Source organism: Azoarcus sp. Soil_N_20, assembly GCF_057656155.1.
In genome coordinates, this window is the sequence record NZ_JBDGKX010000001.1 from 284265 (window position 1) to 311160 (window position 26896).

The 26896-nt window shown below is 64.1% G+C and carries 22 protein-coding genes and 1 tRNA gene; 13 read left to right on the forward strand and 10 right to left on the reverse strand.

The features are described 5' to 3' along the window. Positions 1-28: 28 nt before the first annotated feature. Positions 29-2758, forward strand: a complete 2730-nt coding sequence (secA, locus tag AC3A35_RS01380; protein WP_487434020.1) for a preprotein translocase subunit SecA — start codon at positions 29-31, stop codon at positions 2756-2758. Between the two features lie 20 nt (positions 2759-2778). Further along, on the forward strand, positions 2779-4017 hold the full coding sequence (argJ, locus tag AC3A35_RS01385) for a bifunctional glutamate N-acetyltransferase/amino-acid acetyltransferase ArgJ (RefSeq protein ID WP_487434022.1): 1239 nt from the start codon (positions 2779-2781) through the stop codon (positions 4015-4017). 288 nt (positions 4018-4305) lie between these two features. Here the strand turns inward: argJ and AC3A35_RS01390 are convergent, their stop codons facing one another. Further along, positions 4306-6468 carry a DUF1631 family protein gene (locus tag AC3A35_RS01390; protein ID WP_487434023.1) on the reverse strand — a complete coding sequence of 721 codons (2163 nt, stop codon included), beginning with the start codon at positions 6466-6468 and terminating at the stop codon, positions 4306-4308. A gap of 153 nt (positions 6469-6621) precedes the next feature. Beyond that, positions 6622-7005: a Co2+/Mg2+ efflux protein ApaG gene (apaG, locus tag AC3A35_RS01395; RefSeq protein ID WP_487434024.1), complete on the reverse strand. Its 384-nt coding sequence runs from the start codon at positions 7003-7005 to the stop codon at positions 6622-6624. A 144-nt stretch (positions 7006-7149) separates the two neighbouring features. Here apaG and purB point away from each other — a divergent pair, with 144 nt between their 5' ends. Beyond that, positions 7150-8517: an adenylosuccinate lyase gene (gene purB, locus AC3A35_RS01400; RefSeq protein ID WP_487434025.1), complete on the forward strand. Its 1368-nt coding sequence runs from the start codon at positions 7150-7152 to the stop codon at positions 8515-8517. Positions 8518-8667: 150 nt separating this feature from the next. Next, on the forward strand, positions 8668-8985 hold the full coding sequence (locus tag AC3A35_RS01405; RefSeq protein WP_487434026.1) for a DUF2322 family protein: 318 nt from the start codon (positions 8668-8670) through the stop codon (positions 8983-8985). An 83-nt stretch (positions 8986-9068) separates the two neighbouring features. Here the strand turns inward: AC3A35_RS01405 and secF are convergent, their stop codons facing one another. From secF to queA, 5 genes are all read right to left on the reverse strand, one after another. Then, the gene (gene secF, locus AC3A35_RS01410; protein ID WP_487434028.1) at positions 9069-10001 is read right to left on the reverse strand and encodes a protein translocase subunit SecF; all 933 of its coding nucleotides are present in this window, start codon (positions 9999-10001) and stop codon (positions 9069-9071) included. A gap of 23 nt (positions 10002-10024) precedes the next feature. Then, complete coding sequence (gene secD / locus AC3A35_RS01415) at positions 10025-11890, reverse strand: protein translocase subunit SecD (protein WP_487434029.1); 1866 nt, start codon at positions 11888-11890, stop codon at positions 10025-10027. A gap of 154 nt (positions 11891-12044) precedes the next feature. Then, positions 12045-12371, reverse strand: a complete 327-nt coding sequence (gene yajC, locus AC3A35_RS01420; RefSeq protein ID WP_487434031.1) for a preprotein translocase subunit YajC — start codon at positions 12369-12371, stop codon at positions 12045-12047. A 65-nt stretch (positions 12372-12436) separates the two neighbouring features. Continuing rightward, positions 12437-13561 (reverse strand): tRNA guanosine(34) transglycosylase Tgt, encoded by a 1125-nt coding sequence (gene tgt, locus AC3A35_RS01425; protein ID WP_487434032.1) that lies wholly within the window; start codon positions 13559-13561, stop codon positions 12437-12439. Beyond that, positions 13551-14585, reverse strand: coding sequence for a tRNA preQ1(34) S-adenosylmethionine ribosyltransferase-isomerase QueA (queA, locus tag AC3A35_RS01430; RefSeq protein WP_487434033.1), 1035 nt, complete (start codon positions 14583-14585; stop codon positions 13551-13553). The genes tgt and queA overlap by 11 nt, the downstream gene beginning before the upstream one ends. Before the next feature lie 60 nt (positions 14586-14645). Between queA and AC3A35_RS01435 the strand changes: the two genes are divergently transcribed. Then, positions 14646-14732: transfer RNA gene (locus AC3A35_RS01435), tRNA-Leu, on the forward strand. A 134-nt stretch (positions 14733-14866) separates the two neighbouring features. Here AC3A35_RS01435 and nhaR read toward each other — a convergent pair. Beyond that, the gene (gene nhaR, locus AC3A35_RS01440; protein WP_487434034.1) at positions 14867-15772 is read right to left on the reverse strand and encodes a transcriptional activator NhaR; all 906 of its coding nucleotides are present in this window, start codon (positions 15770-15772) and stop codon (positions 14867-14869) included. A 129-nt stretch (positions 15773-15901) separates the two neighbouring features. Between nhaR and AC3A35_RS01445 the strand changes: the two genes are divergently transcribed. The 4 genes from AC3A35_RS01445 to tilS all read left to right on the forward strand — a co-directional run bounded on the left by AC3A35_RS01445 (position 15902) and on the right by tilS (position 19438). Beyond that, entirely contained in the window at positions 15902-16255 is a 354-nt protein-coding gene (locus AC3A35_RS01445; protein WP_487434035.1) for an HPF/RaiA family ribosome-associated protein, read from the forward strand. Positions 16256-16321: 66 nt separating this feature from the next. Next, positions 16322-16987: a Bax inhibitor-1/YccA family protein gene (locus AC3A35_RS01450; protein WP_487434036.1), complete on the forward strand. Its 666-nt coding sequence runs from the start codon at positions 16322-16324 to the stop codon at positions 16985-16987. Between the two features lie 134 nt (positions 16988-17121). Further along, positions 17122-18087, forward strand: coding sequence for an acetyl-CoA carboxylase carboxyltransferase subunit alpha (locus AC3A35_RS01455; protein ID WP_487434037.1), 966 nt, complete (start codon positions 17122-17124; stop codon positions 18085-18087). 13 nt (positions 18088-18100) lie between these two features. Further along, on the forward strand, positions 18101-19438 hold the full coding sequence (tilS, locus tag AC3A35_RS01460) for a tRNA lysidine(34) synthetase TilS (RefSeq protein WP_487434038.1): 1338 nt from the start codon (positions 18101-18103) through the stop codon (positions 19436-19438). Here tilS and AC3A35_RS01465 read toward each other — a convergent pair. Then, entirely contained in the window at positions 19428-20033 is a 606-nt protein-coding gene (locus AC3A35_RS01465) for a response regulator transcription factor (RefSeq protein WP_487434039.1), read from the reverse strand. The two genes, tilS and AC3A35_RS01465, sit on opposite strands and share 11 nt — an antisense overlap. Beyond that, positions 20030-22018, reverse strand: a complete 1989-nt coding sequence (locus AC3A35_RS01470; RefSeq protein WP_487434041.1) for a sensor histidine kinase — start codon at positions 22016-22018, stop codon at positions 20030-20032. Before AC3A35_RS01470 ends, AC3A35_RS01465 begins: the two co-directional genes overlap by 4 nt. A 237-nt stretch (positions 22019-22255) precedes the next feature. On the opposite strand from AC3A35_RS01470, the gene AC3A35_RS01475 reads away from it, so the two are divergent. The 4 genes from AC3A35_RS01475 (at position 22256) to AC3A35_RS01490 (ending at position 26878) form a co-directional block, all read left to right on the forward strand. Continuing rightward, complete coding sequence (locus AC3A35_RS01475; RefSeq protein ID WP_487434042.1) at positions 22256-23260, forward strand: TRAP transporter substrate-binding protein; 1005 nt, start codon at positions 22256-22258, stop codon at positions 23258-23260. 67 nt (positions 23261-23327) lie between these two features. Then, complete coding sequence (locus AC3A35_RS01480) at positions 23328-24032, forward strand: TRAP transporter small permease (RefSeq protein WP_487434044.1); 705 nt, start codon at positions 23328-23330, stop codon at positions 24030-24032. A gap of 15 nt (positions 24033-24047) precedes the next feature. Next, positions 24048-25334, forward strand: a complete 1287-nt coding sequence (locus AC3A35_RS01485; protein WP_487434045.1) for a TRAP transporter large permease — start codon at positions 24048-24050, stop codon at positions 25332-25334. A gap of 362 nt (positions 25335-25696) precedes the next feature. Continuing rightward, positions 25697-26878 carry a pseudouridine synthase gene (locus AC3A35_RS01490; RefSeq protein WP_487434046.1) on the forward strand — a complete coding sequence of 394 codons (1182 nt, stop codon included), beginning with the start codon at positions 25697-25699 and terminating at the stop codon, positions 26876-26878. Positions 26879-26896 lie beyond the last annotated feature (18 nt).

Here is a 26896-nt window from a genome sequence, read left to right on the forward strand (position 1 = left end):
TTTGCCGAATCGACGTCGACCCCATCTCATGCTCTCCGGCCTTATCAAGAAAATCTTCGGTACGCGTAACGATCGCCTGATCCGCCAGTACTCCCAGACCGTTCATCGGATCAATGCCCTGGAACCCGAGATTTCGGCATTGTCGGACGAGGCGCTCAAGGCGAAAACGGCCGAGTTCAAGCAACGCGTCGTCAATGGCGAAGCCCTCGAGGCGCTGCTGCCGGAGGCATTTGCAGTGGTCCGCGAGGCCGGCAAGCGTGTCCATGGCATGCGCCACTTCGACACCCAGCTGATCGGCGGCATGGTCCTGCACAACGGCAAGATTGCCGAGATGCGCACCGGCGAGGGCAAGACCCTGGTCGCGACCCTGCCGGCATACCTCAATGCCTTGACCGGCCAGGGCGTGCACGTGATCACGGTGAACGACTATCTGGCCAGTCGCGATGCGGAGTGGATGGGGCGGATCTACAGTTTTCTCGGGCTGACCACCGGTTGCAACCTGTCGCGCATGACGCATGACGAAAAGCAGGCCGCCTATTCCTCGGACATCACCTACGGCACCAACAACGAGTTCGGCTTCGACTACCTGCGTGACAACATGGTCTATGCGACCGGCGAACGCGTGCAGCGCAAGCTGAACTTCGCCATCGTCGACGAGGTGGACTCGATCCTGATCGACGAGGCGCGCACGCCGCTGATCATTTCGGGTCAGGCCGAGGATCACACCGAGCTCTATCTGAAGATGAACCAGGTCGCGCCGCTGCTCAAGAAGCAGGAGGGCGAAGGCGACGATGTTACCGATCCGGGCGATTACACGGTCGATCTCAAGGCGCATCAGGTGCTGCTCACCGAGCAGGGCCACGAGACCGCCGAACAGTTGCTGGTGCGCATGGGCATGCTCACCGAGGGCGGCGGGCTGTACGAGCCGGGCAACATCCTGCTGGTGCATCACCTGTACGCCGCGCTGCGTGCGCATGCGCTGTATCACAAGGACCAGCACTACGTGGTGCAGAACGGCGAGGTGGTCATCGTCGACGAATTCACCGGCCGCCTGATGGCAGGCCGGCGCTGGTCCGACGGTCTGCATCAGGCAGTCGAGGCCAAGGAAGGCGCACGCATCCAGGCCGAGAACCAGACCCTTGCCTCGATCACTTTCCAGAACTACTTCCGCATGTACGGCAAGCTCGCCGGCATGACCGGTACGGCCGATACCGAAGCCTTCGAGTTCCACTCGATCTATGGTCTCGAGACCGTCGTCGTGCCGACCAATCGCCCGACCGTGCGCCGCGACGAAAACGACAAGGTCTACCGTACCGCCAAGGAGAAGTGGGAAGCAGTCATTGCCGACATCCAGGGCTGCGTGACCCGTGGTCAGCCGGTGCTGGTCGGGACGACCTCGATCGAGACCAACGAGTATCTGTCGGGCCTGCTGCACAAGGCCGGGGTGGACCATCAGTTGCTCAACGCCAAGCAGCACGACAGCGAGGCGCAGATCGTCGCTCAGGCCGGGCGTCCCGGGGTAGTCACGATTGCGACCAACATGGCCGGTCGCGGTACCGACATCGTGCTCGGCGGCAACATCGAAAGCCCGGTCACCCGCATGCGCGCGGACGAGGGGATTCCTGCGGACGAGAAGGAGGCAAGGATCACCGCGCTGCGTGCCGAATGGCAGAAGGTCCATGAGCAGGTGGTGGCCGCGGGCGGCCTGCACATCATCGGCACCGAGCGCCACGAATCTCGCCGCATCGACAACCAGTTGCGCGGCCGTTCCGGCCGCCAGGGCGATCCGGGCTCGAGCCGTTTCTACCTGTCGCTCGAAGATCCGCTGATGAAGATCTTTGCCGGCGACCGCCTCAACGCGATCATGGTGCGGTTGAAGATGCCCGAGGGCGAGGCGATCGAGCACGCGATGGTCACCCGCTCGCTGGAATCGGCGCAGCGCAAGGTCGAGCAGCGCAACTTCGACATCCGCAAGCAGCTGCTCGAATACGACGATGTCGCCAACGACCAGCGCAAGGTGATCTATCAGCAACGCAACGAGCTGCTCGAGAGTGCCGAAATCGTCGACACCATCCGCGCGATGCGTCAGGGCGTGGTGCATGACACTTTCCGCATCTACGTGCCGGTGGACAGTGTCGAAGAACAGTGGGAAATCGCCGGGCTCGAACAGGCACTGGCGGCCGATTTTCAGCTCAGGCTGCCGGTTGCCGAGTGGATCAAGGCCGAGCCCAGCCTCGACGACGAGGCGATTCTCAAGCGCATTCTCGATGCAGCCGAAGAAAGCTATGCGTCCAAGATCGCCAACGTGGATCCGGTGGCGTGGCAGCAGTTCGAACGCAACGTCATGCTGCAAAGCCTCGACACGCACTGGCGCGAGCATCTTGCTGCGCTCGATCATCTGCGCCAGGGTATCCATCTGCGCGGCTACGCACAGAAGAACCCGAAGCAGGAGTACAAGCGCGAGTCCTTCGAACTGTTCGAAGGGCTGCTCGATACGGTGCGAACCGATGTCACCAAGCTGCTAATGACGGTACAGATCCGCACCGAATCGCAACTCGAGACCGCCGAGACGCCGCCCGAGATGGAGAACGTGCAGTATCAACATGCCGCCTATGACGAAGCGCTCGGCGTCGCCGGCGATGAACTGGCCGATGTCGCAACGCTGCCGGTTCAGGCCGGGCCCAAGGTCGGCCGCAACGATCCGTGCCCGTGCGGTTCGGGCAAGAAGTACAAGCATTGCCACGGCAAGCTGAGCTGAACCGTTTTCCGGAGATCCCGATGGCTGTCAATCTGACGACCCCGAATCCTGCCGAGCTGCACCCCGTTGCCGGTGTTCGTCTCGGCATTGCCGAAGCCGGTATCCGCAAGGCGAATCGGCGCGATCTGAGCGTGATCGAACTGGCGCCGGGCAGCCGGGTTGCCGGGGTGTTCACCCTCAATCGCTTCTGTGCGGCGCCGGTGCAGTTGTGCAAGGCTCACTTGGTGCACGGAGACATCCGCGCGCTGGTGATCAACACCGGGGTGGCGAATGCCGGAACCGGCGAGCCGGGCCTCGCCAATGCGCGCGCCACCTGTGAAGCGCTCGCCGGGCAGCTTGGCGTTCGCGCCGAGCAGGTACTGCCGTTCTCCACCGGCGTGATTCTCGAGCCGCTGCCGGTCGACCGACTGATTGCCGGCCTGCCGCAGGCGGTCGCCGACCTGCGCGTCGATGGCTGGTTCGATGTCGCGCACGCAATCATGACCACCGATACCCTGGCCAAGGCAGTATCGCAGCAGGTCGAGGTGGGCGGGCGGACGGTGACCCTGACCGGGGTCAGCAAGGGCGCCGGCATGATCAAGCCCAATATGGCGACCATGCTGGGCTTCCTCGCATGCGATGCGGCGATCAGTCAGCCTTTGCTCGATGCGCTGACCAGAGAGGCCGCCGACCTGTCGTTCAACAGCATCACCGTCGATGGCGACACCTCGACCAACGATTCCTTCATCGTGATTGCCACCGGTCAGGCCGGCAATACCGAGATCGCCGATCCCGCGTCGGCCGATTACCGGGCGCTACGCGATGCGGTCGTAGCCGTATCCGTCCGCCTTGCGCAGTCCATCGTGCGTGATGGCGAGGGCGCCACCAAGTTCATGACCATCGCGGTCGAGGGCGGTGCCAGTCGTGACGAATGCCGCAAGGTCGCCTATGCCGTGGCGCATTCGCCGCTGGTCAAGACCGCCTTCTTCGCCTCCGACCCCAACCTCGGGCGCATTCTCGCCGCCATCGGCTATGCAGGGATCGATGATCTCGAGGTCAGCCGTCTGCGGGTGTGGCTCGGGAGCCCGGCGGAATCCGTGCTGGTTGCCGAGCATGGCGGCCGGGCTGCGACGTATGTCGAAGAAGCCGGGGCGCGGATCATGAAGGATGCCGAGCTCACGGTGCGCATCGATCTGGCCCGTGGCAGTGCGGCGGCCACGGTGTGGACCTGCGATCTTTCCTACGATTACGTGAAGATCAACGCTGACTATCGCAGCTAGGAGGCTGTCGGACTTGTGCGATCGTTTCGAGCCGAGCGGGAAAGCGAGGGCAGATTCGGCCGTTTTTGAGGCGCATAGTTATTCTATGCAACGAAAAAACGGGCGGATTTGGATCGCTTCCCCCTTGGCGCAGTAGATCAGTCTCAAGTCCGACAGCCTCCCAGGCGCCGGTTACAACATCCGCTTAGCGGTCAGATTCCTTCGGCGCCAGGCAGGAACCCGCGGATAGCGTCGATATGGTCCGCCTGAACGATCAGTGATTTGCGGTTCCGCTCATCGCGGCCGACCTTATCCGACGGGTTGATAATCTTCCAGCACATCCGCGACGAGCCGGTCCATCAGCGGCTCGCTATCGGCCAGAAGCGCTTCGCCAGTGGAAAACTTGCTTGCCAGTTCGGTGCGCGTCAACACAAGCGCGCGTTGCCCCTGGCGGTTTGCGAACAGATACATGGTGCGCGCCGGACTGATCCAGGTCAGTCGCACCGCCCGGCGCTCCCCGGACTCGAGCCGCAACTCGATCCAGGTGCCGCGCCGGAGTTCGTCCAGTTCTTCCGGTTCGGGTTCGGCGTCGGGGGCAGGGGGCTTGGCTGCCATGGCGGTCGCCTGGGGGGCGGCAGCGGACGTCGTTGGATCCGGGAGCGGATCTGAATCTGATTTCGGCGCAGCCATGGCGGAGCGGATTGCCACGGCATGCAGCTTGACCAGATCGGTGAAGAAGGCTTCCCGCACGGCGGTATCGACTTTGGATCCTTCCAGACCGGTCCGCAATCCCCCGAGCAGGCCGGGCAGCAGCTTCACCAGACGTTGGCGTTCATCGGTGCCCTGTTTGGGCCGTACGCTCCACACCAGGTCGTCCATGGTGGCGACGTATCTCCCCCACTCAGCCCCTTGGTCTCCGTTCGCGCGTGCAGCGTCGGTCAACACGCCTAGCCAGTGGGTGGCGAGGAATTGCCGCACGGTCTCCGGAACGTTGTCGTCGCCGGTATAGTGCACGATCGCCCCTTCGGCGACCGTGCGCGCGATTTCGAGTTGTTCGCGGACGGTGAGCCGACTGGTCAGGGTGGCGGCCTTCTGGTCGGCTTGTTCCTCCTGTTCGTGGAGGAAGGTCTCGAAGGTTTCCAGGCAGGAGGTGAAAATGCTGCTGTCGTCACAGGCCTCGTTCTGTATCCGCAGCACCAGTGGTTCGGCTGCACGATACAGCGACGAGTCCAGCGTCAGCTCGCCATCCCAGGTCGACGCCGACTGGGCCATCGCGTTGATCAGCTTGCGCGCCGGATGGCTGCGGCTGGAGAAGAAGCTATGGTCGGCGAGCGCGAGCTTCAGCACCGGCAACTGCATTCGTCCGATCAGGCCTTTCATGGCATCAGGGACGCGCTCATCGTCGAAGATGAAGTCGAACAGGGTGGCCACCACATCGATGACGATGTTGTCCACCGGGCCGAGGTGTCTGCCGACACCGGCATCGAGCAAGCCCTGGACAACGTTCATGGTGGCCGCGGCCGCCATGTCGATATTGAACTGACTGTCACCGAGTTCGACCTGGGCATCACCCTGCTGCAGGCGATTCAGCATTTGCATCACGCCGGGATGAGGATTTGCCGCGCCGCCGGTGGCGTCCAAGCCAGCGCCCGTGGGGAATCCGGGCCCCTCGCCCGCAGTCTTCGGTGCCAGGAGTTGCTTGAGAATGTCGGCGATCCCGCCTTCGGCTTCGGGCGTGCTTTGGCGCTGCGCTCCTCGTTTTCGGTCGACTCCGCCGCGCTTCGGGCCGGTACGAATGCGGGGAAGGACTCTGCGCACCACCAGATGTTGATTCACCTCGTGGTAAATGGCGTTGAGTTGCGGCGCGAGTTTTCGCGTCATCATCTCGAACAGCAGTTCCTTGGCCGGGCGCGCGCAATCGAAAGACCAGCACGCCTCCTTGAGCGCCTCGGATACCGTTTCCGGCCCGGCCGGGTTGTCCGATGCCTCCAGCTCGGCGGCGCTGCCGAGCATCAGTGCGAAGCGTGGCAGCAAGTCCTTGAGTTCACTCTCGCAGGCGCCGTGCAGGACGTTGGCCTGCCCCTTGACCGTCAGCGCTTCGGAAAACACCTGGTCATCGATGAGAGACAGCGCGAACTCCCCGTATTGGTTGTGCTGATAAAGATTGTCGGCGTCCGATGGCTTTCGCGAGAGCTCACTGAATACGCGATCGAAGGCAATAGCGAAACCCTGCTCGAGCGCCTCCCCCTGAGCACGGAGTTGCGCCTGGAGGTCGGCGAGCATTTGCTCTTCTTCGGGGTCCAGGGCGCCGAACTTGCGCTCCTCGAGATCTGCGCTCAGCGCGTCGCGTACGCTCGCAAGGGCAGCACAGGCACGATTGCGAATCAACTCGCGGCATTCGCTGAGAATGCCTCCATAAGGCCGCGCCGTTCCTGCGTCGGATTGCGGTTTGGTACCTGTGGCACCGGTCACGGTGAGCTCCGCTTAACTATTGAAATTGCGGCCAAAAAGGCATTGTGCGCAGTTTAACGCGGATGGAGCGCGTTGCCGTGCAGACATGCTGCGGCTGAGGTGGGTCGGGCCAGAACGCCGAGTTCCACTTTTCCGCGGGAACGGGGTGGGGACTCAGTGCAACACGCGCGGCATCGCCAGCATGAAGGGCGGAATCTCCGCTTCGAAGCGGTGGCCGTCGCTCGCTTCCATCTGATAGCTGCCGTGCATCGTTCCCACCGCGGTTTCGAGCACCGAGCCGCTCGAATAGCGGAAGGCTTCGCCAGGAGCGAGCAGCGGCTGCTCGCCGATCACACCCTGTCCGTGAACCTCCTGGACCTTGCCGGTACCATCGGTGATGACCCAGTGCCGGCTGACCAGGCGCGCCGGCACGGTGCCGGTGTTGCGGATGGTGATGTGATAGGCGAAGACAAAGTGATCCTCATCCGGATTGGACTGTGCCGGAATGAATTCTGCGACCGCTTCGACGGCGATGCGGTAGGTTTCTGAAGGGCTCACGCGGGTGGATCTCCCTGTAGTGTTCACCGGCGGCGACGATGATGTCGGTATCGTCCGGCAGGAATGTGATCTGTTGCCGGCCTCGAAAGGAGGGCACGGCTGGAGTCAGAGCGGTAAAATAACATTTTGTCCGGAAAATCTGTCATGTCCGTTTCTGCTCTTACCGCCCTTTCCCCGCTCGATGGCCGTTATCACGGCAAGGTTGCCGGCTTGCGCGACCACTTTTCCGAGCACGGTCTGATCCGCAATCGGGTGAAGGTGGAGGTGGAGTGGCTCAAGGCGCTTGCCGCGGAACCGGCACTGGCCGAGATCGCCCCCTTCTCCGCCGCCACCGTGGCCGAGCTCGATGCCGTGGTGGAGGGGTTTGCGCCGGCCGATGGCGAGGCGGTGAAAGCGATCGAGGCGACCACCAACCACGATGTGAAGGCCATGGAATACTGGCTCAAGGATCGTCTCGGCCACAATGCCGAAGTGATGAAGGTGTCGGAGTTCATCCACTTCGCGTGTACCTCCGAGGACATCAACAACACCTCGCATGCGCTGATGCTCAAAGCCGGCCGCGACCAGGTGCTGCTGCCCTCGGTCGACAAGGTGATTGCCCGTTTCCGCGAACTCGCCCATCAACTGGCCGACTTGCCCATGCTGTCGCGTACCCACGGCCAGCCGGCCAGCCCGACCACGCTGGGCAAGGAGATGGCCAACATCGCCGCGCGCCTGATCCGTGCCCGCGCGCAGATCGCCGCCGTGTCGCTGACCGCCAAGTTCAACGGTGCCGTGGGCAACTACAACGCCCACCTGTCGGCCTGGCCGGAGTTCGATTGGGAAGGCTTCAACTGCCGATTCATCGAGTCGCTGGGGCTGGAGTTCAACCACTACACCATCCAGATCGAACCGCACGACGCCATGGCCGAGCTGTTCGACGCCACCGCGCGCATGAACACCATCCTGATCGACGCCTGCCGCGACCTATGGATGTACATCTCGCTGGGATATTTCAAGCAGAAGCTCAAGGAGGGCGAAGTCGGTTCTTCGACCATGCCGCACAAGGTCAATCCGATCGACTTCGAGAATGCCGAGGGCAATCTCGGTATCGCCAACGCAGTGTTGCGCCATTTCTCCGAGAAACTGCCGGTATCGCGCATGCAGCGCGACCTCACCGACTCCACCGTGCTGCGCAACATGGGTGTCGGCTTCGGTCATACCGTGCTAGCGCTCGACAGCGCGCTGCGCGGCCTGTCCAAGCTCGAAGCCGAACCCGCTCGCCTTGCCGCCGATCTCGACGACTGCTGGGAAGTGCTCGCCGAGCCGGTGCAGACGGTGATGCGCCGATTCGCGATCGAGAACCCCTACGAGCAGCTCAAGGCCATGACCCGCGGCAAGGGCATCACCCGCGAGGCGTTGCAGGAGTTTGTCGCCACCCTGGCGATTCCCCAGTCGGAGCGCGACCGCCTGCTGGCGATGACGCCGGCGAGCTATGTCGGCAAGGCGGCGGAGCTGGCGCGTGGGATCTGAGGCGGGCGCCGTAGATACTGTTATCCGGGTCAAGTGCCCATTTCCAGTAGCGGCGCCGTAGATTCTGTTATCCGAGTCAAGTGGCATCTAAGGGTGGGATCGAAAGCGCGCTGCGGCCCCCCATCGATTGAAGTTCAACAAGAGGACAGCATGGCGTTTTCCGATAACCTCAAGCAGTTGCCGGGCGTTTCTCATCTGGCGGCGATCAATCTGCTCGATGCGGGCGACGCGGTCGTGGCAACGATCGAGAACAAGCCCGGTCAGGCCGGCTCGCTCGCGCTGTACAACCATCTGGCGCAGCTCTACGGCGCGATCTCGCCGGATGCGGCAAAGAAGGGGCTGGAGCTCTATGCCGAGCACACCGAGGATGCGCGGGGGAACCCCGGCAAGCATCCGAACATCGATCGCCTGATCGGCCTGGTCGAACGCAGTGAAACCCTGCGAGTGAAGCAGGTCTTCGCGATCTGAAGCATGCGGCCTCGGGTCGCGGCATGAACGGACAAAAAGAAGGGCGCCGACGGCGCCCTTCGTTCATCCTTACCCGGTGAGCGTCACACCACCGCCTCTTCCTTTTCCTTCTTCGGCTTCACGAACTGTTCGCGCGACACGCCGAGCCACATCACCAGCGGGCTGGCGACCAGCACCGAGGAATAGATGCCGAACAGGATGCCGATGGTCAGCGCGAGCGCGAAATAATGCAGCGTCTCGCCGCCGAACATGAGCATTGCGAGCACCATCATCTGGGTACTGCCGTGAGTGATCACGGTGCGCGAGATGGTGCTGGTGATGGCGTGATTGAGCACGTCGGGCGTGCTCATGTTGCGCTTCTTCTTGAAGGTCTCGCGTACGCGATCGAACACGACTACCGATTCGTTGACCGAATAGCCCAGCACCGCCAGTACCGCGGCCAGCACCGCCAGCGAGAACTCCCACTGGAAGAAGGCGAAAAAGCCCAGGATGATGATCACGTCGTGCAGGTTGGCGACGATGGCCGATACCGAGAAGCGCCATTCGAAGCGGGCCGCGAGGTAAAGCATGATGCCGATGATGACCAGCAGCAGGGCCATCGCGCCGTCGGTGGCAAGCTCCTTGCCCACCTGTGGGCCGACGAATTCCACCCGGCGCAGTTCCGCCCTGGGCCCGGCGACCGCGCCCAGCGTGTTCATCACCCGCTCGGACACCCGGCTGGTATCCAGGTCCTCGCGATTCGGCAGGCGGATCAGCACGTCGCGCGCGCTGCCGAAGTTCTGCACCTGGGCGTCCGGGTAGCCGTCGGCCGCCAGCGCCTGGCGTATGGGTTCCAGTTGCGCTGCCTCGGCGTAGCTGACTTCGATCAGTGTGCCGCCGGTGAACTCCACCGAAAGGTGCAGGCCGCGGGTGGCGAGGAAGAACACCGCCACGATGAAGGTGAGCAACGAGATCACGTTGAACACCAGCGCATGGCGCATGAACGGGATGTCCTTCTTGATGCGGAAAAATTCCATGATTGCTTGTCCTTGTCTTCCGCTCAGTTATTGCCCGGCTTCCACACCTGACCGATCGACAGCGCGTCGATCTTGCGCCGGCGGCCGTAGATCAGGTTGATCATCATCCGCGACACCAGCACGGCGCTGAACATCGACGTGAGTATGCCGAGGCAATGGACCACGGCAAAGCCGCGTACCGGTCCGGAGCCGAATACCAGCAACGCCACGCCCGCGATCAGGGTGGTGATGTTGGAGTCCAGAATGGTGCCGAAGGCGCGGTCATAGCCGGCCGAAATGGCCGCCTGCGGGCTCGATCCGTTGCGCAGCTCCTCGCGGATGCGCTCGTTGATCAGCACGTTGGAATCGATCGCCATGCCCAGAGTCAGCGCCATCGCCGCGATGCCGGGCAGGGTGAGGGTGGCCTGCAGCAGCGACAGCAGCGCCACCAGCAGCAGCAGGTTGGTTGCCAGCGCGATTGTCGACACCACGCCGAACAGGGCGTAGTAGCCGCACATGAATATCGCGATCGCGATAAAACCCCACAACGTCGAGTTGAAACCCTTGGCGATGTTGTCGGCGCCGAGGCTGGGGCCGACCGTGCGTTCCTCGATGATCTCCATCGGCGCGGCGAGCGAGCCGGCGCGCAGCAGCAGGGCCACGTCGTTGGCCTCGGTGGTGGTCATGCGGCCCGAGATCTGCACCCGGCCGCCGCCGATCTCGCTGCGGATAACCGGGGCGGTTACGACTTCCCCCTTGCCCTTCTCGATCAACAGGATCGCCATGCGCTTGCCGATGCTCTCGCGGGTGACGTCACGGAAGATGCGTGCACCGGCCGCGTCCAGCGTGAGGTGGACCGCCGGCTCGTTGGTCTGGCCATCGAACCCGGGCTGGGCATCGGTGAGGCGGTCGCCGGTCAGCACCACCTGCTTCTTGACCAGCAGCGGCGGGCCGCCACGCTCGGTGTACAGCTCGGTGCCGAAGGGCACGCTGCCGGCGATCGCCGCCTCGAGCGCGCCCGGCGTGTCATCGACCATGCGCACTTCGAGGGTGGCGGTGCGGCCGAGGATGTCCTTCGCCTTGGCCACGTCCTGCACTCCGGGCAGCTGCACCACGATGCGCTCGGCGCCCTGCTGCTGGATCACCGGCTCGGCCACGCCGAGTTCGTTGATCCGGTTGTGCAGGGTGGTGATGTTCTGCTTGATCGCAAAGTCGCGCATGGTCTGCTGCGCCTGCGGGGTCAGCGAGCCGATCAGCTTCAGGTCGTCGGCGCCGTCGTCGCGGTCGGAAAGCGCGAGGTCGGCACTCGAGGCCTGGATCGCGGTGCGCCCGGCGTCACGCTGGGCGGCGTCGCGGAAGCGGATGTGCACCGTGTTGCCTTCGCGCGTGATCCCGGCGTGGCGCACGCTCTTGTCCCGCATCAGCGTGCGCAGGTCGCCGGTGGTGGCGTCGAGACGCTTGGTCAGCGCGCCCGGCATGTCGACCTCGAGCAGGAAGTGCACGCCGCCGCGCAGGTCGAGACCGAGGTACATCGGCAGCGCGTTGATCGACGTCAGCCAGGCCGGCGAAGCCGACAGCAGGTTGAGTGCGACGACGTAGGACGGGTCCTGCGGGTCGGGGTTGAAGGCGCGCTCGATGGCGTCCTTGGCCTGGAGCTGGATGTCCGTGGTGGCGAAACGGGCGCGGACGCTGGTGGCGTCGGAGAAGATTCCGTTGTGTTCGATGCCGGCGCTGCGCAAGGTTTCGGCAACGCGGTCGGTCACCGTTGCCGGGTCGAGCTTGACCGTCACCTTGCCGCTCGAGACCTGGACTGCGGGCACCTCGCCGTAGAAGTTCGGCAGGGTGTAGATCAGGCCCCACAGCAGGATGAGCCCGATGAGGATGTTCTTCCAGAGAGGATAGCGATTCATTGTGGGGGCAGTGCGGCGAGGAGGGGATGAAGCAAAGGCGTGTCCGACGGGTGGCTGTCCGCAGCGCTGGCGAAACGGAAGGTCGTCCGGGATGGAGACGCAGGGCGTGCCCGGGCCGGGACGGCCGAGGCCGCCCCGCTCGGGCCGGTCAGGCTCAGATCGCCTTCAGCGTGCCCTTGGGCAGCACGGTGGCGACGGCCGGCTTCTGCACCGCGACCACGGTGTTGGTGGCAATCTCGACCTGAACGAAGCTGTCGCCGACTTCGGTGACGCGTCCGGCGATGCCGCCGCCGATCACGACTTCGTCTCCCTTGCTCAGGGCCTCGACCATGGCCTTGTGTTCCTTGGCCCGCTTCATCTGCGGACGGATCATCAGGAACCACAGCACCACGAACATCAGGATCAGAGGCAGCATGCCCATCAGCCCGCCGGTCGGATCGGACCCGGCGGCAGCCTGGGCGTATGCGTTGGAAATCAGCACGTTGTAACTCCAGAGTTTGCAAAAAACGGTGAATTATAGCAGCACAGTATGGCAGTCCCCGACGATCAGGCGATGCCGGTGCCACGTTCGCTGCGGAATTGCGCCACGTAGGCGGCGAAGCCATCGACCTCGATCGCGGCGCGGAGTTCGGCGGTCAGGGTCTGGTAATAGCGCAGGTTGTGGATGGTGTTGAGCATGCTGCTGAGGATCTCGCCGGTGCGGTGCAGGTGGTGCAGGTAGGCGCGACTGAAGCTGCGGCAGGTGTAGCAGTCGCAGCTCGGGTCGAGTGGGCGGGTGTCGGCCTTGTGGATCGCGTTCTTGATCTTGATGTCGCCGTAGCGGGTGAACAGCCAGCCGTTGCGTGCGTTGCGCGTCGGCATCACGCAGTCGAACATGTCGATGCCGTTGGCGACGCCCTCGACGATGTCCTCGGGCGTGCCCACCCCCATCAGGTAGCGCGGCTTGTGCGTGGGCAGGCGCGGCGCGGTGTGGGCGAGGATGCGGCGCATGTCTTCCTTCGGTTCGCCCACCGACAGGCCGCCGATGGCGAAGCCGTGAAAGCCGATGTCCTCGAGCGCGGCGAGCGACTCGTCGCGCAGCGCCTCGTGCATGCCACCCTGCACGATGCCGAACAGCGCATTCGGGTTCTCCTGACGGTCGCTCAGGCGGTCAAATTCGTCGCGCGAACGTTGCGCCCAGCGCTGCGACAGGCGCATCGACTTCGCGGCCTCGTCTACGGTGGCGGGGTAGGGCGTGCACTCGTCGAAGATCATCACGATGTCGGCGTTCAGCGTGTGCTGGATCTGCATCGAAATCTCGGGGGTCAGGAACAGCCTGGCGCCGTCGATCGGGCTGGCGAATTTGACGCCCTCCTCGCTGATCTTGCGCAGCGCCCCCAGGCTGAACACCTGGAAGCCCCCCGAATCGGTCAGGATGGGCTTGTCCCAGCCCATGAAGCGGTGCAAGCCGCCGTGCGCCGCGATCACCTCGAGTCCCGGGCGCAACCACAGGTGAAAGGTGTTGCCGAGGCAGATCTGCGCGCCGATGCCGGCGAGCATGTCGGGGGTCATCGCCTTGACCGTGCCGTAGGTGCCGACCGGCATGAAGGCCGGGGTGTCGACCGCGCCGTGGGCCAGCGTCATGCGGCCGCGGCGGGCGCCGCCACTGGTGGTGAGGAGTTCAAACTGCATCGTCGTTCCGGGTCAGGAGCATGGCGTCGCCATAACTGAAAAAGCGGTAGCCAGCGGCAATTGCATGGCGGTAGGCGCGGCGGATGGTGTCCATGCCGGCGAAGGCGGAGACCAGCATCAGCAGCGTGGATCTGGGCAGATGGAAGTTGGTGAGCAGCGCATCGACGACCTGGAAGCGGAAGCCGGGCAGGATGAAGATCTCGGTTTCTCCGCTGCCGGCGGTGAGCGGGCCATCCTGCGCGGCCGCCTCGAGCGCGCGCATGCTGGTGGTGCCGACTGCGATCACGCGGCCGCCCGCGGCGCGGGTGGCAGCGATCGCGTCCACCGTCTCCTGCGGGATCACGTAGCGTTCGCGGTGCATTCGGTGTTCGCCGAGGTCATCCACCCGCACCGGCTGGAAGGTGCCGGCACCCACGTGCAGGGTCAGCCAGGCGCAGTTGGCGCCACGTTCGCGCACGCGCGCGAGCAGGGCGTCGTCGAAGTGCAGCCCGGCGGTGGGTGCGGCCACTGAGCCGGGGCTGCGCGCGAACACGGTCTGGTAGCGGCTCTCGTCGGCGTCACCGGCTGCACGCTGGATATAGGGAGGCAGCGGCAGTTTGCCGTGGCGCTCGAGCAGCACCACCAGATCTTCGCTGTCGGGGAAACGCAGATGGAAGAACTCCCCGACCCGTCCGAGTACGGTCACGTCGATCGCGTCGGCCAGGCGCAGCGTGCTGCCCGGCTTGGGCGACTTGGACGCGCGCACCTGGGCGAGTGCCTCGTGCGGTCCGATCGGGCGCTCGATCAGCACCTCGATCTGGCCGCCGGAGGTCTTGCTGCCGTGCAGGCGGGCGTGCAGCACGCGGGTGTCGTTGAACACGAGCAGATCGCCCGCACGGATGAACGCCGGCAGGTCGGAGATGTGGCGATCGGCGAGGGCGTCGCCGACCACCAGCAGCCGGCTCGCGCTGCGTTCGGCCAGCGGCGCCTGGGCGATCAGCTCGGCCGGGAGTACGTAATCGAAATCGCTTAAGGAAAAGGGCATCAATCTGGTCAGGCAGCTTGCCGCAAGCGGCATTGTTCAGTGATAATGCGTGCCCTCCCTGCCGGGATGGCGGAATCGGTAGACGCAGCGGACTCAAAATCCGCCGGTGGTGACACTGTGAGGGTTCGAGTCCCTCTCCCGGCACCAGGCTCTGACAAGACTCTGCGCATCGAAAGCGGCGGATTCTAGCAGCTTTCCTCTTCGCGCTCGGTCTCAGCCCATTGTTGCCTGCCCCGCTCTCGGCGCGTCCATGCGACGGGGCTTCGCGATGCAGATGCCTTTCAGGCCTGCGGACCGGACGCCTTGTACATCAGAGCGGCGCCGCTGATCGCCCGGACTGCCGGATGGGTCAGGCGACGTTCGACCGAGATCGCATAGAACGATTCCCTGACGCTCTCCGCCGTGCCGAGGCAGCGCACGCCGTGCTGACGACACACATCGTCGGCAATCAAGGCCGGGGTGGGAAAGATCCCCACGCCGGCTTCACCGAAGGCTTTCATCAGCGCGCTGTCGTCGAATTCACCGACAATGCGGGGACGGATCCGGTGCTCCTCGAGCCAGCGCAGCATGGGCCGTCGCACCGAGGCTTCCGCCCCCGGCAGCAGCAGGGGGGCACCGTCCAGGCAGGCGGGAAATTCACCTTTGAGCCCGGCTGCCAGCGCAGGCGTGGCAAAGAAACTGACCGCCGAGTCGCCGAGCTTGTGGCTGTAACCGCGCACGTCCATGTTGGCCGGCAGCGGACTGTCAGCCAGCACCACGTCGAGTTTGTGGATCGCGAGTTCGCCGAGCAACTGATCGAGCTTGTTCTCGCGGCAGATGATGCGGATCGGTTCCGGGAGCGCCATCGACGGCGCCAGCAACACATATGCGATCGCCTTGGGCACCACGTCGGAGACCCCGACCCGGAACGGCAGGGTGCGACCAGCGGCACGGCTGTTGAGCGCATCTTCGAGTTCGTTGCCGAGGCGGAAGATTTCTTCGGCGTAGTCGAGCGCCATGGTGCCGGTTTCGGTCAGGACCAGCCGTCGTCCCTGACGACGAAAGAGGCTGACCCCGAGCGTGGTTTCGAGCGCGGCGATCTGTCCCGACAGGGTTTGTGGCGCGAGACCCGAACGTTCGGCTGCGCGGACCACGCCGCCTGCCCGGGCCACGCTCCAGAAGTGGTGAAGCTGCTTGAAATTGAGCATGGTGATAACAGTTCGCTAAAACCGGATAAACATTCCGTGGAACCCGGAGTTTATCGAACAGTCTGAGCCTTAGCATCTGGACTGTGTTTGTGCAGGACGGCAAGTGCAACGAACCAAGGAGACTCAGACATGCGTATCGATCTGCATTGTGATGGTGTGGAAGCAGCCCCCGCCTTGAAAGACTATGTCGCACGGCGGATGCGCTTCGCCATTGGTCGGTTCCGTGATCACATTCAGTGGGCGCGGATCAAGGTGGCCGACGTGAATGGTCCGCGTGGGGGAGCAGACAAGCGCTGCGTGGTGCAGCTGAAGTTGCGCAATCTTCCCGATGTGGTGTTTGCGATCACCCAGCTCGATGTCCGTGCTGCGGTCGATGAGGCCGCTGACCGGGTGGCGCGCGTGCTGGCCCAGCGCTTGCGCCGCAACCGGCACATCGACCGCGTCCGCTATCAGGTCACGCAGTCCATCGCCGCGCCGGCCTGAATTCTTCCTGCAAATTCAAATTAGATCTAGACTGCGGCATCGCCGACAGAAACAAGGAGCCAACAGATGGAAAACCGCATTGCGACCATGAACAGGTCGGAGGCCTCGGTACTCTCGACCAACAAGGTTATCCGTAACACTTACATGCTGCTGTCGGCGACGCTGGCGTTCTCGGCGCTGACCGCCGGAACCTCGCTTGCACTCGGCTTGCCGCACCCCGGCATCATCCTGACCCTGGTCGGCTACTTCGGTCTGTTGTTCCTGACCACCAAGTTCCGGAACAGCGGGCTGGGTATCCTGTTCGTGTTTGCGCTGACCGGCTTCATGGGCTACACCCTGGGGCCGATCCTGTCGCATTACCTGGCGATGCCCAACGGCGGCCAGGTGGTGATGCAGGCGATGGGCGGCACGGCGGCGATCTTCCTCGGGCTGTCGGCCTATGCGCTGACTTCGCGCAAGGATTTCTCCTTCATGGGCGGCTTCCTGATGGTCGGCATCCTGGTCGCCTTCCTGGCCGGCCTGGGCGCGATCTTCTTCCAGATGCCTGCGTTGTCGCTGGCAGTGTCGGCGATGTTCGTACTGCTGATGTCCGGCCTGATCCTGTACGAAACCAGCAACATCATCCATGGTGGTGAAACCAACTATGTGATGGCGACCGTCACCCTGTACGTGTCGATCTACAATCTCTTCACCAGCCTGCTGCACCTGCTCGGCTTCATGAACAGCGACTGATCCGTCAGTTTCACGTTGTCAGCCGAAGGGGCGGCCACCGTATGGGGCCGCCCCTTCGTCGTTGACGCGGGTAGAGGGGTCGACGTCCGCACATACGGTTACAATGGCTGACTTTTTTCAACGGGAAAGGTCCGATGAAGACTACCTTTCTGGATTTCGAACAGCCAATTGCCGAGCTCGACGGCAAGATCGAGCAATTGCGCTTCGTGCAGGACGACTCGGCGGTGGATATCTCCGAGGAGATTGCCCGCCTCGAGACCAAGAGTCAGACCATGACCAAGGATCTCTACGCCAAGCTCACGCCGTGGCAGATCGCCCAGGTCGCACGCCATCCGCAACGCCCCTACACGCTGGACTACACCCGCCACATCTTCACCGATTTCGAAGAGCTGCATGGTGATCGCTCGTTTGCCGACGACAAGGCGATCGTGGGTGGTCTGGCGCGTTTCAACGGGCAGAGCTGCGTCGTCATCGGCCACCAGAAGGGGCGCGACACCAAGGAAAAGATCGCCCGGAATTTCGGCATGCCGCGGCCCGAAGGCTATCGCAAGGCGATGCGGCTGATGAAGCTGGCGGAGAAGTTCGGCCTGCCGGTGTTCACCTTTGTCGACACGCCGGGAGCCTATCCGGGAATCGGTGCCGAAGAGCGCGGCCAGTCCGAAGCGATCGGCCACAACCTCTATGTCATGGCCGAACTGAAGGTGCCGCTGATCTGCACCATCATCGGCGAGGGCGGATCAGGCGGTGCGCTGGCGATCGCGGTCGGCGACCAGGTCATGATGCTGCAGTACTCGACCTATTCGGTGATCTCGCCCGAAGGCTGCGCCTCCATCCTGTGGAAGAGCGCGGACAAGGCCCCCGAGGCGGCCGAGACCATGGGCATCACCGCCGCGCGCCTGAAGTCGCTGGGCCTGATCGACAAGATCGTCTCCGAGCCGGTGGGCGGTGCGCATCGCGACCATCGCGCGATGGCACAGAGCCTGAAGCGGGCCCTGGCCGACGCACTGCGTCAGGTCGATTCGATGTCGCCGGCCGAGCTGGTGGCGCAGCGGATCGAAAAACTCATGGGTTATGGCCGTTTCAAGGAGCAGGCGGCCTGAGCCTGCGTCCGCAATGAGCGTGGCCCTGATCGATGCAGCGGCGACCGTGCTCGCTGCTGCCGGGGTCGGGGCGCACAGCCGGCTGTGCTGTGCGCTGTCGGGCGGAGTCGATTCGGTGGTACTCCTCGACCTGCTGAGCGGACTCCGGGGGCGCTTCGGTTATACCCTGGCGGCGGCCCATGTGCATCATGGCTTGAGCCCCGCAGCCGATGCCTGGCGCGAATTCTGTGCGGACTACTGCCGTCGGCTCGATGTACCGTTCTCCGCCTTTGAGGTTACGGTCTCCCGGGACCATCCCGCGGGGCTCGAGGCTGCCGCACGAGAGGTCCGTCATGCGGTGCTGAACGGTATCGACTGCGACTGGCTGGTCTTTGGCCACCACCGCGACGATCAGGCGGAAACCCTGTTGTTCCGCCTTTTTCGCGGCACCGGTCTGCGCGGTGCGGGGGCGATGGCGGCGATCGAGCACGGTGCCGGCGACCGGCCGGGACGGCTGCGGCCGATGCTCGCCCATGGCCGCGCAACACTTGTCCAGTGGGCGCGCGAGCGCGCGCTCGACTGGATCGAGGACGACAGCAACAGCGACCGTCGCTTTGCCCGCAATGATATTCGTCACCGTATCCTGCCGGCAATCGAGGGTGCCTTTCCGGCGGCAAGGACGGCGCTTGCGCGCGCCGCGGCCCACTTCCGCGAGGCGAGCGATCTGCTCGACGACCTGGCTGCGATCGACGAACTGGCCTGCGGCGGGCCCGTGCTCGAGCGCGATGCCTTGTTGGCACTGTCCGATGCGCGGATCGTGAATCTGCTGCGCTGGCAGGCGCGCCGACGTGGTGTGCCTGCTCCGGGCAGTGCGCGCTTGCGGGAGGGGCTGCGCCAGTTGCGTGCCACGCCCGCGGCGCGTCCCCTGCACCTGCCCTTCGGCGCGCTCGCGTGCTGCGTTTATCACGACCGGATCTGGCTGGAGCCGGTGGTGGCGCAGGTCCCCGCGCCATGCGCGCTGGAGGGCGGGGCATTGGGCGCGCAGACGCTGCCCTGGGCGGGTGGTCAGGTCGTGTTTCATGAGGTGCGGGGCGCAGGCGTCGGCCGGGTCATCCTCGGCCAGACAAACCGCTGTCGACTGGTGCCACGCGCACCGGGCCTGCGTCTGCGCCCCGGGCCGGCGCGACCGAGCCGCACGTTCAAGAATCTGTGCCAGGAGGCGGGGATTCCGGTGTGGATGCGCAATCGTCTTCCGGTGCTCGAGATCGACGGGGCTGTCGCCTGGATCGGTGGCATCGGGGTCGATGCCGCTTTTGCCTGCCCTCCCGGGGAGGCCGGCATCCTGCCGGAGTGGCTGCCTTTCAGTTCCTGAGCGTGGTCAGCATCTGTGCGAGTTCGACCGCCGAGCGCACCTGCATCTTGTCGAACACCTTGGACCGATGGGCCTCGACGGTACGCATCGAGATCGAGAGTTTGTCCGCGATCACCTTGTTGTACTTGCCTTCGAGGATCAGCTCCATGACCTCGCGTTCGCGCGCGCTCAACGTTGCCAGCCGGCTTTCGACCGTGCCACGGTCGGCTTCGGCGCGGCGGTGGTCGGCGTCATGAGCGATCGCGCGCTGCACGCGTTCGATCAATTCATTGTCGTTGAATGGCTTCTCGATGAAGTCGAAGGCGCCCTTCTTGAGGGCGTTGACCGCCATCGGGACGTCGCCGTGGCCAGTGATGAAGATCACCGGCAAGGCGCAATGACGTTCGATGAGCGCGTCGAAGCATTCCAGCCCGCTCATGCCTTCCATGCGGATGTCGAGCACGATGCAACCGCGCCAGTCCGCTTGCCAGGCGGCGAGAAAATCCTCCGCCCCAGCCCACAGCCGGCATTCGACGCCGCGCGTGCGGAACTGCCATTGCAGGGCGTCGCGAATGGCTTCGTCGTCATCGATGATGTGGGCGCAGGCGAGGCTCATGGGCGTTCCGTCGGTAGCGTGAGGATGAAGATGGTACCGCCTGCCGGGTTCGGTTCGAAAGTCAGGCGTCCGTGATGGAGTTCGGCAATCGAGCGGCAGATGTTCAGGCCCATCCCCATGCCTTCCGATTTGGTGGTGAAGAAGGGTTCGAACAGGCGCTCGGCGGTGGCTGGATCGATCCCGCTGCCATGGTCGCCGACCCTGATCTCGAGGGTGGTGCCGCGCAGGTGGGTGCTGAGCGTGACCTCGCGGCGGGCGGGCGCCGTGTTGCGCATCGCATCCATGCCGTTGCGTACCAGATTTACCAGGATCTGCTCGATCATGATCGGATCGGCGGTCACCGCAGGCAGCGCAGGGGTCAGGCTGGTGACGATGCGCATCTGGCGTTTGCGGGCATCGGCCTCGATCAGGCCCACTGCGTCACGGATGACATGGTTGAGGTCGAGCGCCTCGCGTTTGGGCTCGGAGCGGCGTACGAAATCATGCACACGACGGATGATTTCGCCCGCACGGCGCGCTTGGCGGCCGATCTTCTCGTGGATCCCGCTCAGTTCGGCAGTGTCGACCTGGCCTGCGTCGAGGCGGTTGATGCAGCCGCTGTTATAGCTCGCAATCGCGGCCAGCGGCTGGTTGAGTTCGTGGGCCAGGGTCGAGGCCATTTCGCCCATGGTCACCAGGCGGGACGTGGCCTGCAGGCGTTCGTCCTGCTGACGGGCAAGTTCGCGGGCACGCTTTTGCTCGGTGATGTCCAGCACCGAACCCATCCAGCCGCTGTGACGACCCTCGGCGTCGATCAGCGGCGCCTCGAAGATCAGCGCGTCGAAGCGCTCGCCGTTCTTGCGCTGCAACGAGACCTCGAGCCCGTCGACCGGTGTGCCGCCGGTCATCACCATGTCGTGAACTTCCAGGGTGTGTTCGAGGTGGTCCGGATCCCAGTAGGGCATCGGCGGCATGGCGCCGACCAGTTCTTCGGCGCTGAACCCGGTCATGCGGCAGAACGCCGGATTGACGTGGGTAATGCGGCCGTCGCGATCACGGGCGCGCAGGCCGGTGATCACCGAATCTTCCATCGCCTTGCGGAACGCCGACTCGTTGCGCAAGGCCTGTTCTGCCGCCTGCCGCCGCGCGAGCTGACGCCGCAGCTGCCAGACGCTCCACACGATGATGGCACCGAACAGCGTGATCGACGCGATCAGCAGCACCGGCATCCAGCGCGTTTCGCCCTTGTAGGCGGTGATCTGCAGGGTGAGGCCATGGCCCGGCGGCTCGAACGGTGTGGTGTAGCTGCGATTGGTGGCCAGCGGCGCGATCTTGGACTTGGCTGCGATCTCGTTCCCGTCGGGGTCGAGCACCGCCACCCGGTAGCGCTCCGAGAACCACCACGGCAGTTCGCGGATCACCAGGTCGGACAACGAGTACACGGCGACCACCACGCCGAGAAAGGCCTCGTCCGACCAGGTCGGCACATGGACTTCGAAGTTGAACTTGCCGCCGACCACCGGATAGGCCGGACCATAAACCGGGCGCCCGACTGCCCGCGCCAGCTTCATCACCGACTCGGCAGGCATGGTGCCGTCGGTCTCGCCAATCAGGCCGCTGTCGGTAAAGGGGGGCAATGCGCCCTTCCGCACGCCGTTCTGATCGAGCCACAGCACCCGCACGATGCCACGGTCCTGACTCATCAGCTGGCGCAGCTGGGCTTCGGTCTGGGTGGACGGGCGCTCGGCACGCAGTAGTTCGAGACCCACCTGCTGCAGCAGCGCTTCGTTGCGATCGAGCTGGAAGCGCAGGTTCTGCTCCATCCACAGTACGTCGGTAATGAGGGTGGTCTGCTGTTCCTCGGCGTCATACTCGCGCGTCATCCATACCAGCAGCGCGATGGCGGCAAGGAACAGCGCGAGGATGAAATAGGGCAACTGGCCGATCCAGCGGCCGCGGCGGCCGCTCGGGTTTTCCTGGGGGGCGGCCGCCTGCATCAGGGCCATGGGGAAACTACCGCCTCGTGGTTGCGCATCGGGTAGTGCATCGAATCGTCTTATGGGGCCATTGGCCATTATGCGGTATTCCACAATAGCGTCGATTGGGTGCGCGGAACAATACTGCGACACTTTCTGGCGGATGTGCCCGTCCCGGAGGTCCTTGTTCCATGCACCTCGGGTGCTATTGTTACAGGGTCGAAGACGCACTCAGTGCGTATGTTCTTCAATTGGAGGAGATAAGTAATGAAAATTCGTGCAATCCTGCTGGGTCTTGTTGCCGCCGGCCTGACCGCCACCGCCGCCGCCGCCGATCCGATCGTGATCAAGTTCAGCCACGTCGTTTCCACCGACACCCCCAAGGGCAAGGCCGCCGTAAAGTTCAAGGAACTCGCCGAGCAGTACACCAACGGTGCGGTCAAGGTCGAAGTCTACGCCAACAGCACGCTGTACAAGGACAAGGAAGAAATGGAGGCGCTGCAGCTGGGCGCCGTGCAACTGCTCGCGCCGTCGCTGGCCAAGTTCGGTCCGCTCGGCGTGCGCGAATTCGAAGTGTTCGATCTGCCCTACATCTTCGACGGCTACAAGGATCTGCACAAGATCACCACCGGCCCCGTCGGCGCGCAGCTGCTGTCCAAGCTCGAGCCCAAAGGCATCAAGGGTCTGGCATTCTGGGACAACGGCTTCAAGTCCTTCTCCGCCAACACGCCGATCATGAAGCCGGAAGATCTGCGCGGCAAGAAGATGCGCATCCAGTCGTCCAAGGTGCTCGAAGAGCAGATGCGCGAGCTGAAGGCGCTGCCGCAGGTGATGGCCTTCTCCGAGGTCTACCAGGCGCTGCAGACCGGCGTGGTCGACGGTACCGAGAACCCGCACTCCAACCTCTACACCCAGAAGATGCATGAGGTGCAGAAGCACATGAGCCTGACCGATCACGGCTACCTGGGCTATGCAGTGATCACCAACAAGAAGTTCTGGGACGGCCTGCCGGCCGATGTGCGCACCCAGCTCGACAAGGCGATGAAGGAATCCACCGTCTACGCCAACCAGATCGCCAAGGAAGAGAACGACAAGGCGCTGGCGGCGGTGAAGGCTTCGGGCAAGACCGAGATCTATCAGCCGACCGATGCCGACAAGGCCGCATTCAAGAAGGCGCTGGTGCCGGTGCACAAGAAGATGGAATCGCGGATCGGTGCCGAGCTGATCCAGTCCATCTACAAGGAAACCGGTTTCGATCCGTCGAAGCTGTAATTTGTCAGTACCCCAGAACGCCCGTCAGGTCCGCTCCTGACGGGCGTTTTTTGCAGGGAGATATCTCATGACCAAGATTCTCGATCGGCTCGAAGAGTTCATCATTGGCACCCTGATGGCGGTGGCCACGGTCGTCATCTTCATTTCGGTGGTGCATCGCTACGGTTCCGGGTTTCCGATTCCGGTGGTGCAGGACTGGCTGCTGGACATGAACTTCGGCTGGGCGCAGGAGTTCTGCATCATTCTTTTCGTGTGGATGGCCAAGTTCGGTGCCGCCTATGGCGTGCGTACCGGCATCCACGTCGGGGTGGACGTCCTCATCAACAAGTTGACGGACAAACCCCGTGCCGTACTGATCCAGATCGGACTCATCTGCGGGGCCATATTCACCGGTTTGATCGGCTTTTTCGGCGCGCTCTTCATCTGGGAAAACGGCATGGCCTACGAGACGCTGACCCTGTTCGGACTCGACGCCGGCAACTTCTATGAAGGCCCGACCACCCCCGACCTCGAATGGCCGACCTGGATCGTGTATTCCGCGGTGCCGCTCGGGTCCTTCCTGATGTGCTTCCGCTTCCTGCAGGTGATGGTCAGCTTCGCCCGCACCGGCGAGCTGCCGCGCCACGACCACGGCCACGTCGAAGGTCTGGACGAAGAGCAGGATCCGAACGTCCTGCTCGAAGGCGAGGCGATCTCGATCTCCGAGGACATCGAGCATGGCCAGGCCGGCAAGACTCAACCGCGGTCTGACGACCTTACCGGCAAGCGCTAACAGGAGCACGCAGAAATGACCAATACAATTGCCATTTTCGGCCTGCTCGTCGTGCTGATGGCGATCGGCATGCCGGTAGGCGTGGCGCTCGGCCTGACCGTGCTGAGCTTCATGTTCATCTTCACCGACGTGCCGCTCGAGGCGGTGGCGCTGAAGATGTTCACCGGGATCGAGAAGTTCGAGATCATGGCGATCCCGTTCTTCATCCTTGCCGGCAACTTCCTGACCCATGGCGGCGTCGCCCGCCGCATGATCAACTTCGCCACGGCGATGGTCGGTCACCTGCGCGGCGGTCTGGGCATGTCGGCGGTGCTGGCGTGCGCCCTGTTCGCCGCGGTGTCGGGCTCCAGCCCGGCGACGGTGGTCGCGATCGGCTCGATCCTGATCCCGGCGATGATCAAGCAGGGGTACCCGTTGAGCTTCGGCGCCGGCGTGGTGGCCTCGGCGGGCGGTCTGGGCATCCTGATCCCGCCGTCGATCGTCATGGTGATGTACGCGGTAACGACCAACTCCTCGGTTGGCGCATTGTTCATGGCCGGCGTGATTCCTGGCCTGTTGCTGGCCTTCATGCTGGGGGTGTGCACCTGGTATGTGGCCAAGAAGAACAACTATCCGACCCTGCCGCGCGCACCATGGAAGTTGAAGGCGCGGTACTTCAAGGATGCATTCTGGGGATTGATGCTGATTGTCGTGGTGATGGGCGGGATCTACTCCGGCATGTTCACCCCGACCGAAGCGGCGGCGATGAGCGCGGTGTACGCCTTCTTCATTGCGGTTTTCGTGTACAAGGATCTGAACCTCAAGCAGATCCCGCGCGTGCTGCTCGACTCGGCGAACATGAGCTCGATGCTGCTGTTCATCATCGCCAGCGCGATCCTGTTCTCCTTCATCCTGACCTCGGAACAGATTCCGCAGCGCATGGCCGATGCGATCGTGGCCAGCGGCATGGGCGCGATCGGCTTCCTGGTGGTGGTGAACCTGCTGCTGCTGGTGGCGGGCATGATCATGGAGCCGTCCTCGATCATCCTGATCCTGGCGCCGATCCTGTTCCCGGTGGCGGTGGCGCTGGGCATCGACCCGATCCACTTCGGCGTCATGATCACGGTGAACATGGAGATCGGCATGATCACGCCGCCGCTCGGGCTGAACCTGTTCGTGGCGGGCGGCATCACCAATTCGGGTATGACCGAGATGAGCAGGGCCGTGCTGCCGTGGTTGTACACGATGCTGGTGTTCCTGATGTTGATCACCTACATCCCGAGCATCTCCACCTTCCTGCCCAGGGCGATGGGTATGATGTAAGCAATCCCTGTTGTCGCAAGCTGCAGAACCCGGCCGTGTGCCGGGTTTTGTTTTTCCGGAAGCGGGAATCGTACGTCGCAGCAGGTCGGGTGGGGGGGCCGGCGCGGGCTGTCGAGAGCGCCGGCTGGCGAGGCGGCAGCGGGGAAAAAAGGGGATGCATGTTTGAGCCCGAAGGGCGAGTTTGCATCGCCGCCCCGATGGCGTCTTGCCAGCCGGGAAGCCGAAGGCCGCGACGTCTGCCCGCGCCGGCCACCCCCACCCGCCTTTCCGGGAAGGGCGCCTTCCCCGCGCTTTACTTCCTCATTGGGCGCATAATTGCGCCTGTTTTTCCCGAAAACGTCGTCCGACGCCCGAGGTCTGCCTTGAACACCGTCCGCAAGAATCCGCCGCAACCGGCCCCATCCCGCATCGCCGGCACGCTCAAGGTACGCCGCCCCGAGGCCGAGGCGCCTCCACCTGAAGCGCGCGATACCCGGCGCAAGCCGAAGAGCGAGGGCGAACAAAGCGATCGACGGGAGCAGCGCGGCGAACGGCGCGGCCACGATGCGCGGCCGGCCGATGGTCGCGACAAGGATGCCAAGGCTCCTCCGCGGGGCAACAAGCCAGCATCCGGACGGAGCGACCCGCGTGGCGGCAAGCCCGTTCCGCGCAATCCGGACCGAACCGATGGGCGTGCGGAGGGGCGGCGGGATCCCCCTGCCGAAGGCCGCAACGGAGCCCGGCGCGATCAACGTGGTGCGGGGCAGCGTCCGCGCGCGCAGGCCGAAGCGCTGCGCCCGCCCGGACCGCCGCTTACCCCGCGCACCTCGACCGTCGAGGGTTTGCGCCTGTCCAAGGTGATGGCCGATCGCGGTATCTGCTCGCGGCGCGAGGCCGACGAGCTGATCGAGCGCGGCTGGGTGTTTGTCGATGGCAAACGGGTGTCCGAACTGGGAACCCGGATCGACCCGGATGCGCGCATTGCGCTGGCGCCGGAGGCGAAACAGGAGCAGGCGCAACGGGTCACCATCCTGCTGCACAAGCCGGTGGGCTATGTGTCCGGTCAGCCGGAACCGGGCTATCAGCCGGCGATGGCGCTGATCGGCAGCGACACCCAGTACGACCGCGATACCGCGCAGCGCTTCCATCCTTCGCAGTTCAAGGGGCTGGCCCCTGCCGGCCGGCTCGACATCGATTCCACCGGCCTGCTGGTGTTCACCCAGGACGGTCGGATTGCGCGGCAACTGATCGGTGACGACTCCAAGGTCGAGAAAGAGTATCTGGTGCGGGTCGAGGGGCAACTGGCCGAGAACGGTCTGGCCCTGCTCAATCACGGTTTGTGGCTGGACGACCGCCCTTTGCGCGAGGCAACGGTGGAGTGGATCAATGACGATCAGTTGCGCTTCGTGCTGCGCGAAGGCCGCAAGCGTCAGATCCGGCGCATGTGCGAACTCGTCGGCCTGAACGTGGTGGGCCTCAAGCGGGTGCGGATCGGCAAGGTCACGCTGCGCGATCTGCCTATGGGGCAGTGGCGCTATCTGGCCGAAGGCGAAGTTTTTGCCTGAGCAGGGTGAGACGACCGG

Excerpts from the sequence above, each read along its gene's own strand:
- argJ (WP_487434022.1), top strand. The coding sequence starts at position 2,779 with ATGGCTGTCAATCTGACGACCCCGAATCCTGCCGAGCTGCACCCCGTT.
- queA (WP_487434033.1), bottom strand. The coding sequence starts at position 14,585 with ATGCCCTTTTCCTTAAGCGATTTCGATTACGTACTCCCGGCCGAGCTG.
- AC3A35_RS01405 (WP_487434026.1), top strand. The coding sequence starts at position 8,668 with ATGGCGTTTTCCGATAACCTCAAGCAGTTGCCGGGCGTTTCTCATCTG.
- secD (WP_487434029.1), bottom strand. The coding sequence starts at position 11,890 with ATGAATCGCTATCCTCTCTGGAAGAACATCCTCATCGGGCTCATCCTG.
- AC3A35_RS01450 (WP_487434036.1), top strand. The coding sequence starts at position 16,322 with ATGGAAAACCGCATTGCGACCATGAACAGGTCGGAGGCCTCGGTACTC.
- nhaR (WP_487434034.1), bottom strand. The coding sequence starts at position 15,772 with ATGCTCAATTTCAAGCAGCTTCACCACTTCTGGAGCGTGGCCCGGGCA.
- AC3A35_RS01455 (WP_487434037.1), top strand. The coding sequence starts at position 17,122 with ATGAAGACTACCTTTCTGGATTTCGAACAGCCAATTGCCGAGCTCGAC.
- secF (WP_487434028.1), bottom strand. The coding sequence starts at position 10,001 with ATGGAATTTTTCCGCATCAAGAAGGACATCCCGTTCATGCGCCATGCG.
- tilS (WP_487434038.1), top strand. The coding sequence starts at position 18,101 with ATGAGCGTGGCCCTGATCGATGCAGCGGCGACCGTGCTCGCTGCTGCC.
- purB (WP_487434025.1), top strand. The coding sequence starts at position 7,150 with ATGTCCGTTTCTGCTCTTACCGCCCTTTCCCCGCTCGATGGCCGTTAT.
- AC3A35_RS01465 (WP_487434039.1), bottom strand. The coding sequence starts at position 20,033 with ATGAGCCTCGCCTGCGCCCACATCATCGATGACGACGAAGCCATTCGC.
- AC3A35_RS01475 (WP_487434042.1), top strand. The coding sequence starts at position 22,256 with ATGAAAATTCGTGCAATCCTGCTGGGTCTTGTTGCCGCCGGCCTGACC.
- tgt (WP_487434032.1), bottom strand. The coding sequence starts at position 13,561 with ATGCAGTTTGAACTCCTCACCACCAGTGGCGGCGCCCGCCGCGGCCGC.
- secA (WP_487434020.1), top strand. The coding sequence starts at position 29 with ATGCTCTCCGGCCTTATCAAGAAAATCTTCGGTACGCGTAACGATCGC.
- AC3A35_RS01470 (WP_487434041.1), bottom strand. The coding sequence starts at position 22,018 with ATGGCCCTGATGCAGGCGGCCGCCCCCCAGGAAAACCCGAGCGGCCGC.
- AC3A35_RS01485 (WP_487434045.1), top strand. The coding sequence starts at position 24,048 with ATGACCAATACAATTGCCATTTTCGGCCTGCTCGTCGTGCTGATGGCG.
- AC3A35_RS01445 (WP_487434035.1), top strand. The coding sequence starts at position 15,902 with ATGCGTATCGATCTGCATTGTGATGGTGTGGAAGCAGCCCCCGCCTTG.
- AC3A35_RS01480 (WP_487434044.1), top strand. The coding sequence starts at position 23,328 with ATGACCAAGATTCTCGATCGGCTCGAAGAGTTCATCATTGGCACCCTG.